Origin of the sequence: Streptomyces sp. NRRL WC-3549 (assembly GCF_000721935.1) — a bacterium.
Taxonomy (GTDB): domain Bacteria; phylum Actinomycetota; class Actinomycetes; order Streptomycetales; family Streptomycetaceae; genus Streptomyces.
Genome location: NZ_KL585426.1, coordinates 112,981 through 119,868, shown reverse-complemented (window position 1 = coordinate 119,868; position 6,888 = coordinate 112,981). Strand labels below are relative to the sequence as shown.

Genomic DNA, 6,888 nt, shown 5'->3' with positions numbered 1-6,888 from the left:
CCCCGCCTCTGCTGCGGCGGCGAGTTCCGGTTCGCGCTCGTACAACGGCCGGGACGGCTTCATGCCTCCCCTTCCCAAGGTGGTTGCGGAGGGCTCCGAGCCTAGTCGTGCGCGGGTGTCCACGGACAGGGTTCCTGCGGCAATCCGCAGGTGCGGGGCACAATCGTGGAGTGGACGAAGCACGTAGGGACCGTGATGAAGAAGGGCGGGCGCGCAATGCGCGCCCCCGGGACGGGCTGGGGCGCCCCCTGCCGTACGGGGCCGAGGGGGTGGAGCGCCAGCCGGAGGGTGTGGTGCGTTCCCCGGAGGAGACGGTGCGCGAGGCGCAGCGGCTGCTGGACGCGGGGATGCCCTTCCATGCGCACGAGGTGTTCGAGGACGCCTGGAAGTCGGGGCCGGACGCCGAGCGCGAGTTGTGGCGGGGCCTGGCGCAGATGGCGGTGGGGCTGACCCACGCCGCCCGGGGCAACGCGGCGGGCGGGGCACGTCTGCTGCGAAGGGGAGCGGCCGCGGTGGAGGCGTTCGGGCGGCCGGCTCCGTACGGGATCGGGGTGGGACCGCTGGCCGGCTGGGCGCGGGAACTGGCCGGCCGGGTGGAGGCGGCGGGCCGTCCCGGCGGCGGGGGTGTGGTGGACGCGGCGGCGGAGGCGCCCCGGCTGCGGCCGGGCCCTCGGGAGGACGGCCACTGATTCAGGACCGGTCCTGGGCCGGTACGGGCCGCCGGGACCGGTCATCCGCCATCGGGCCCGGGACCGGCGCGGGGGTCCCGGGACGGCAGGACCGCGGTCCGGTGGACGTCCCGCTCACGGGTCCCGGCCCGGTGGGCACCCGGCTCGGGAGACCGCCTCGGTGCCCAGCGGTTACGATCGCCCACCATGACCAACTCTGACCACGCCCGAGGCCACGTCGTGGGCTCCCCCACCGAGAAGGCCGCCGCCGGTCCGGCCGAGAGCCGCGCCGGGGACGCGCCCGACGGGGGCATACCGGAGGGGAAACGGGACCGCGACCACGACGGGTCCCCCGCCCCGGCCCCCACCCCGGACCAGGCCCTGGTCCCTGCCGGGGACGAGGGGCCCGAGGAGCCGGCCGAACCCGCTTCGGCAGGGCGCAGACTGACGCCGCGTCAGGCACGGCGACTGCGGATCGCCCTCTCCTCGGTGGGGATGGCGGCGATGGCCGTCGTCCTGGCGCTGCGTATAGCCAGCCGCTCCTCCGTCCTGGTCGTCGGGGTGTACGGGCTCGCGCTCATCCTCTGCGGCGTGGTGATCGAGCTGAGCCGGAACGGCCGTACCCGCCTGGGCAGTTGGCTGCTGGCCGTCGGACTGGTGGCGGCGGTCGCCGCGGACCGGCTGCTCATTCCCTGACGCGGCCGGGCCGGCCGGGCCGGGCGGAACAGGCCGGGCGGCCGTCAGCGCAGGAGCAGTTGGAGGCCGCCCAGCACGGTGGCTCCGATCACGATCCGGTCGAAGACCTTCTGGTTGATGCGGCCGACGCAGGCACGGCCCAGGTAGGCCCCCGGGAGGACGAACAGCACCAGGGCCGCGTCCAGCAGGAGCGACGGGCCGTCGATGAGCCCGAGGCCCACGCTGAACGGCACCTTCGAGACGTTGACGATCAGGAAGAACCAGGCCGACGTGCCCAGGAAGCTGAGCTTGCGGAAGCCCGTGGAGAGCAGGTAGAGCGACAGCACGGGGCCGCCCGCGTTGGCGACCATGGTGGTGAACCCGCCGAGCGCGCCGTACGAACGGGCCTTGAGCCGTCCGGCCCGCGGGGGCGACGGTGCGGCGCCCGCCGTGGGCTCGGGCTCCGGTTTCGCGGCGCGGGCCGTGGCGCGTCGGCGCCACAGGGTGATCCCCGACATGAACAGCAGGATGGCGCCGATCGAGGTCCTCACGGCGTCGTCGTCGGCCCACATCATGAAGGCGGCGCCCGCCACCACCCCGGCGGCGACGGCGGGGAAGAGCCGGAGCAGGGTCGGCCAGTGGGCGTGGCGCCGGTAGACGAGTACGGCGAGGATGTCGCCGGCGATCAGGATCGGGAGCAGCACGCCGGTGGATTCGCGGGCCGGGAGTACGGCCGCGAACACCGCGAGGCTGATCGTATTGGCACCGCTGACGGCCGTCTTGGAGAAGCCGACGAGCAGGGATGCCGCCGCGAGCGCGGCCAGTGGCCAGAGGGTGAGGGTGTCCATCGCGGATCAGATGGTAAACGCACCTTCCGACCCGGCGGCCGTTCGCCCCCGGCCCGCACCCGCACCCCGGCCCGGGCGCTCCACCGCGAACGCGCACCCGGCCTGATCGCCCCCGGCGCTCAGCCGCCGGGAACCCCGCCCTCGCTATGCTGCGTCCGCTCACGAGAACGTTCAAACGAACACAGCACGCCGGTACGGCAAGGGGGCAGCAGCATGCGGGAGCCGGTCGAACTGAGGCGCAAGCGCATTCTCGCGGTGGTGCACGCACGCGGTGCCGTCAAGGTCAGCGCGCTCGCCGAGGAGTTGGAGGTCTCGGTGGTCACGCTCCGGCGGGACGTGGAGGAGCTGTCCCAGGAGGGCAAGCTGCGCCGCGGCCACGGTGTGGTCCGGCCGGTGGCCGGGGCCGCGGTGCCCCCGGCCCGGAGCGGCCCGGCCGCCGGGAGCGCGCGCCGGCCGGCCACGGCTCGGGGTGCCGCCGGGGGCGCGGCCGGCGAGGACGGGGTGATCTGCCTGGTCGTGCCTGAGCGGCATTCGTACCTCTACGAGACCCTGCACGGCGCCCGCACCGCTCTGGAGGAGGCGGGCGCGCGGATCACGCTGCACATCGCGCCCCAGTCGGCCGGCGCCGAACGCCCGCAGGTGGAACAGGCCCTGGCGGGCGGGGCGCGCGGTCTGCTGATCGCCCCGCGGTGGCGCAGCGCCGCCGGGGAGGAGGCCGACTACGGCTGGCTCGCCGAAGTGGGTGTCCCGACCGTCCTGATGGAGCGGCGGCCACGGCCCGGCAGCGCGCTCCACGCCCTGGACTCGGTCTGTTCCGACCACTGGTACGGGGTCCACCTGGCGGTGGACCACCTGGTCTCGCTGGGCCACCGCAGGATCGTTCTGGCGGCCCGCGACGACAGCCCCACCGCCCGTTCGGTCCGTGCGGCGTTCGCGGAGATCGCCGCCGCCCGGCCCCAGGTGGAGGACTGGACCGTGGTCATCAGCTCACCGAACGCGGGCCCCGGGGAGCCCGGTTCACCTCCCCAGGACGCCCCTGACCTCGCCGCGCTGCTCCGGGAGCGCGGGGCGACCGGGGCCGTCCTGCACGGGGACGAGGACGCCTTGATGCTGGTGCAGCGGCTGGCGGAGAACGGTGTGCGGGTACCCCAGGACTGCTCGGTGGTGGCGTACGACGACGTGGTGGCCGCGCTGGGCGGCACCCCGCTCACGGCGGTCGCCCCGCCGCGGGCGGAGATCGGCCGGGCGGCGGCCGGTCTGCTGCTGCACCGGCTGGCGCACCCGGGGGGTGCGGTACGGCGGGTGCAGTTGCTGCCCTCGCTCGAAGTGCGGGGGTCGGCCCAGGCGGTGACCGGTCCCGGCATAGTGAGCGTTTGACCGCTTCAAGCTTCTTTTGATCGACCTATTGACCACTATCGCTCAACCGATCAGTATTCCCCGTGTCTCGAATCAGGAGCCGCGGGAGGCACCCATGCCTGATCGACAGAGCCGTCGATCCGTGCTCGCCACGATCGCCGCCCTGCCCCTGACGGGCGCGCTCAGCGCCTGCGGGGGCGGTGGCGGAGACACACGACCGGGCGGCGGCACGAGCGGTACCGGCACACCGGACGGCACCGGCGCGACCGGCAGGGCGGGTGGCACCGGGAGGACCGGCCGCAAGACACGGGTCACCTTCTGGTCCGCCCTGCGGGGCAGTCAGGAGGTCGTGGACGCCTTCAACGCCGGGCACGACACCATCCGGGTCGACTTCCAGAAGATCCCGTCGGGGGGCCAGGGCGGTTCCGCCAAGCTCAGCGACGCGGCCCGGGCCGGCAACGCCCCGGACGTCGCCACCATCGAGTATCCCCAGGTCCCAGGTTTCGCCGTCGACGGGGTCTGCCCCCGAGACCCTGGCCGCCCTGGACGCGGTGTGCGCGCTCGGCCCGCACCCCGTGCTCGCCGACTTCGGCACCCCACAGGCCCGGGCCGCTCTCGCCGACGCCGAGGTGCTGATCACCGGCTGGGGCTGCCCGCCCGTCCACGCCGGTGTCCTCGCCGCCGCGCCCGCCCTGCGGGCCCTCGTGCACACCGCCGGTACCGTGCGCGGCCATGTCACCGACGCCTGCTGGGAGCGGGGCATCGAGGTGTCCTCGGCGGCGGCCAACGCCCTGCCGGTGGCGGAGTACACCGTCGCGATGATCCTGCTCTCCGGCAAGCGGGTGCTGGAACGCGCCCGCGACCTGCGGGCCGCCCGGGTCCGCGACGACTGGCTGGCCGCCCCGTCCGGTGTCGGCAACTACGGCCGCACGGTGGGCATCCTGTCCGCCTCGCTGATCGGCCGCCGGGTGATCGAGCTGCTGCGCCCGTACGACCTGCGGGTGCTGCTGCACGACCCGTACGTCTCCGACGCCGAGGCCGCCGCGCTCGGCGTCCGGCCCGTCTCCCTGGACGCCCTGTTCGCCGAGAGCGACGTGGTCAGCGTCCACACCCCGCTGCTGCCCGAGACGACGGGCCTCGTCAGCGGTGCACTGCTCGCCTCCATGCGGCCGGACGCCGTCCTCGTCAACACCGCCCGTGGCGCGGTCGTCGACCAGGACGCGCTCGCCGGGGTCCTGCGCCGGGGGCACATCCGGGCCGTCCTCGACGTCACCGACCCCGACCCGCTGCCGCCCGCCCACCCGCTGTGGGACTGCGACAACGCGCTCATCACCCCGCACCTGGCCGGGTCGCAGGGCAACGAACTGCGACGGCTGGCCGACCTGGCGGTCGGCGAGGTCGTCCGCTGGGCCGCCGGCGACGGTTTCGCCCATCCCGTACGACGCGAAAGGCTGACGTTCCTCGCATGAGCACGATATCCACCACATCCGCGTACCCCTTCCCGCTCCCCGCCGAGGACCGCGAGGTGAGTCCGCACACCGGCTACACCCGGGCGCACTGGGAGGCGGCGGCGGACGGGCTGCTGCACGCCGCCTGGACGTGGGCCACCCCCGGCCGGGCCCTGCTCGACCTGCCGGGCCGCCCCTCGCGCTCCGGCGTACGCTCCGACGGCCTGGAGGGGTACGCCCGTACGTTCCTGGCCGCCGCGTTCCGCGTGGCGGGCGCGGACGGCGCGGACCCGCACAACTGGCTGGAGCGGTACGCCGACGGGCTGACCGCCGGCACCCGCACGGCCGGCCGGGACGACGCCGAGTCCTGGCCGCTGATCCTGGACCACACGGTCTTCGGCCAGCCGATGGTGGAATCGGCGTCCGTGGCCGTCGGACTGCGGCTGACCCGCCCATGGCTCTGGGACCGGCTGGACGCGGCCATCCAGGACCGGGCGGAGGAGTGGCTGCGGGGCGCTCTGCGGCACACGCCGGCGCCCAACAACTGGTACCTCTTCCCCTTCTCCGTCGCCGGGTTCCTGGAGTCGGTCGGCCGGGGCGACGCGGAGACCGCGCGGGCCCGGCAGCGCGCGCTGGACCTGCTGGAGGTCTGGTACCGAGGCCAGGGCTGGTACGCCGACGGCGACGGCCGCGCCTTCGACCACTACAACGGCTGGGCGCTGCACCTGTATCCGGTGCTGGACGCGTACCTGTCCGATGAGAAGGAGCTGTCCGCGCACTACGGCGCCCGGCTGAGCGAACACCTGGAGGGCTTCTCGCTGATGTTCGGCGCGGACGGGGCGCCGCTGCACTTCGGCCGGTCCCTCACCTACCGCTTCGCGGCGGGCGCGGCGGTCGCGATGGGCGCGGTCTCGGGGCACACCCCGCTGTCACCGGGCGTCTCCCGGCGGCTGCTCAACGGTTCACTGCGGTACTTCCTGGAGCACGGCGCGGCCGGCGGCGACGGGCTGCTGAGCCTGGGCTGGCACGGTCCCCACGAGGCGACGCTCCAGTCGTACTCCGGTCCGTCGTCGCCGTACTGGGCGTCGAAGGCGTTCGTCGCGCTGCTCGCCCCCGAGGGGCATCCGCTGTGGACGGCGCCCGAGGAACCCGCCCCCGCCGAGGGCCCCGACCGGGTGCTGTCGCTGCCCGCCCCCGGGCTGCTGGTGCAGTCGACCCGGGCGGACGGTGTCGTGCGGCTGCACAACCACGGCAGTGACCACATCCGCCCGCACGAGGGCGAGACGGCGGCGGTGGCGGACCCGCACTACGCGCGCCTCGCGTACTCCACGGCGACCGGTCCCACGGCGTCGGCGAACACGGCGGACAACCATCTCTCGCTCCGGGTCGCGGGTTCCCGCAGCAGCAGGGTCCGCATCCATCCGCTGGGCGCCGGTCACGGGGACGGCTGGGGGTGGGCCGCGTCCTGGCACACGCCGGTCTTCGCCGGGGGCGCGCCGACCGTGCCGGGGCTGCGGGTGGAGAGCGTGACGGTCGTCCGGGGCCGGTACGAGCTGCGGGTGCACCGGATCCTGGGCGCCCCGGCCGGGGCGCGGGCCGAGCAGACGGGGTGGGCGACGGCCCCGGAGGGCGGGGTGCGTTCCGCTCTGCACGGGCTCCACGGCTGGGACGGGCAGGAGGAGGTCCGGGCGCCGCAGGGTACGGCGTTCGCCCGGTGGGCGACGGTGCCCCGGCTGGCCGCGGACGTGGAGGGGACGGTGGTGCTGGTCGCGCTGGCGTCGCTGACCGGCGAGCCGGACGCCGCCCCGCTCGCGGCGGCGGTGAGCGGGGTGGACGTGGCCGGGGACACGGTCCGGGTCGGCTGGGCGGACGACGGCGCGACGACCCGTATCG

The 6,888-nt window shown here is 75.1% G+C and carries 6 protein-coding genes; 5 read left to right on the top strand and 1 reads right to left on the bottom strand.

All coding sequences use genetic code 11. The annotated features are described in order from the left end of the window. Nucleotides 1–170 precede the first annotated feature (170 nt). Together IH13_RS0128980 and IH13_RS42935 are read left to right on the top strand one after the other, a co-directional pair. Complete coding sequence (locus IH13_RS0128980; RefSeq protein WP_031088980.1) at nt 171–689, top strand: DUF309 domain-containing protein; 519 nt, start codon at nt 171–173, stop codon at nt 687–689. 186 nt (nt 690–875) lie between these two features. Further along, complete coding sequence (locus tag IH13_RS42935; protein WP_031088979.1) at nt 876–1,364, top strand: hypothetical protein; 489 nt, start codon at nt 876–878, stop codon at nt 1,362–1,364. Between the two features lie 44 nt (nt 1,365–1,408). Here IH13_RS42935 and IH13_RS0128970 read toward each other — a convergent pair whose 3' ends face one another. After that, a complete protein-coding gene (locus IH13_RS0128970; RefSeq protein ID WP_031088978.1) occupies nt 1,409–2,191 on the bottom strand; it encodes a sulfite exporter TauE/SafE family protein in 783 nt (260 codons plus the stop codon). Nucleotides 2,192–2,404: 213 nt separating this feature from the next. Here IH13_RS0128970 and IH13_RS0128965 point away from each other — a divergent pair, with 213 nt between their 5' ends. From IH13_RS0128965 to IH13_RS38750, 3 genes are all read left to right on the top strand, one after another. Continuing rightward, nucleotides 2,405–3,568 (top strand): substrate-binding domain-containing protein, encoded by a 1,164-nt coding sequence (locus IH13_RS0128965; protein WP_031088976.1) that lies wholly within the window; start codon nt 2,405–2,407, stop codon nt 3,566–3,568. A 464-nt stretch (nt 3,569–4,032) separates the two neighbouring features. Then, nucleotides 4,033–5,016: a hydroxyacid dehydrogenase gene (locus tag IH13_RS0128960; protein WP_031088975.1), complete on the top strand. Its 984-nt coding sequence runs from the start codon at nt 4,033–4,035 to the stop codon at nt 5,014–5,016. Continuing rightward, the coding region (locus IH13_RS38750; RefSeq protein ID WP_031088974.1) for a DUF2264 domain-containing protein at nt 5,013–6,888 on the top strand (1,876 nt) is incomplete at its 3' end. The genes IH13_RS0128960 and IH13_RS38750, both read left to right, overlap by 4 nt.

Bases quoted from the DNA above. Each gene is read 5' to 3' on its own strand.
- IH13_RS42935 (WP_031088979.1), top strand. From the start codon at position 876: ATGACCAACTCTGACCACGCCCGAGGCCACGTCGTGGGCTCCCCCACC.
- IH13_RS0128970 (WP_031088978.1), bottom strand. From the start codon at position 2,191: ATGGACACCCTCACCCTCTGGCCACTGGCCGCGCTCGCGGCGGCATCC.
- IH13_RS0128965 (WP_031088976.1), top strand. From the start codon at position 2,405: ATGCGGGAGCCGGTCGAACTGAGGCGCAAGCGCATTCTCGCGGTGGTG.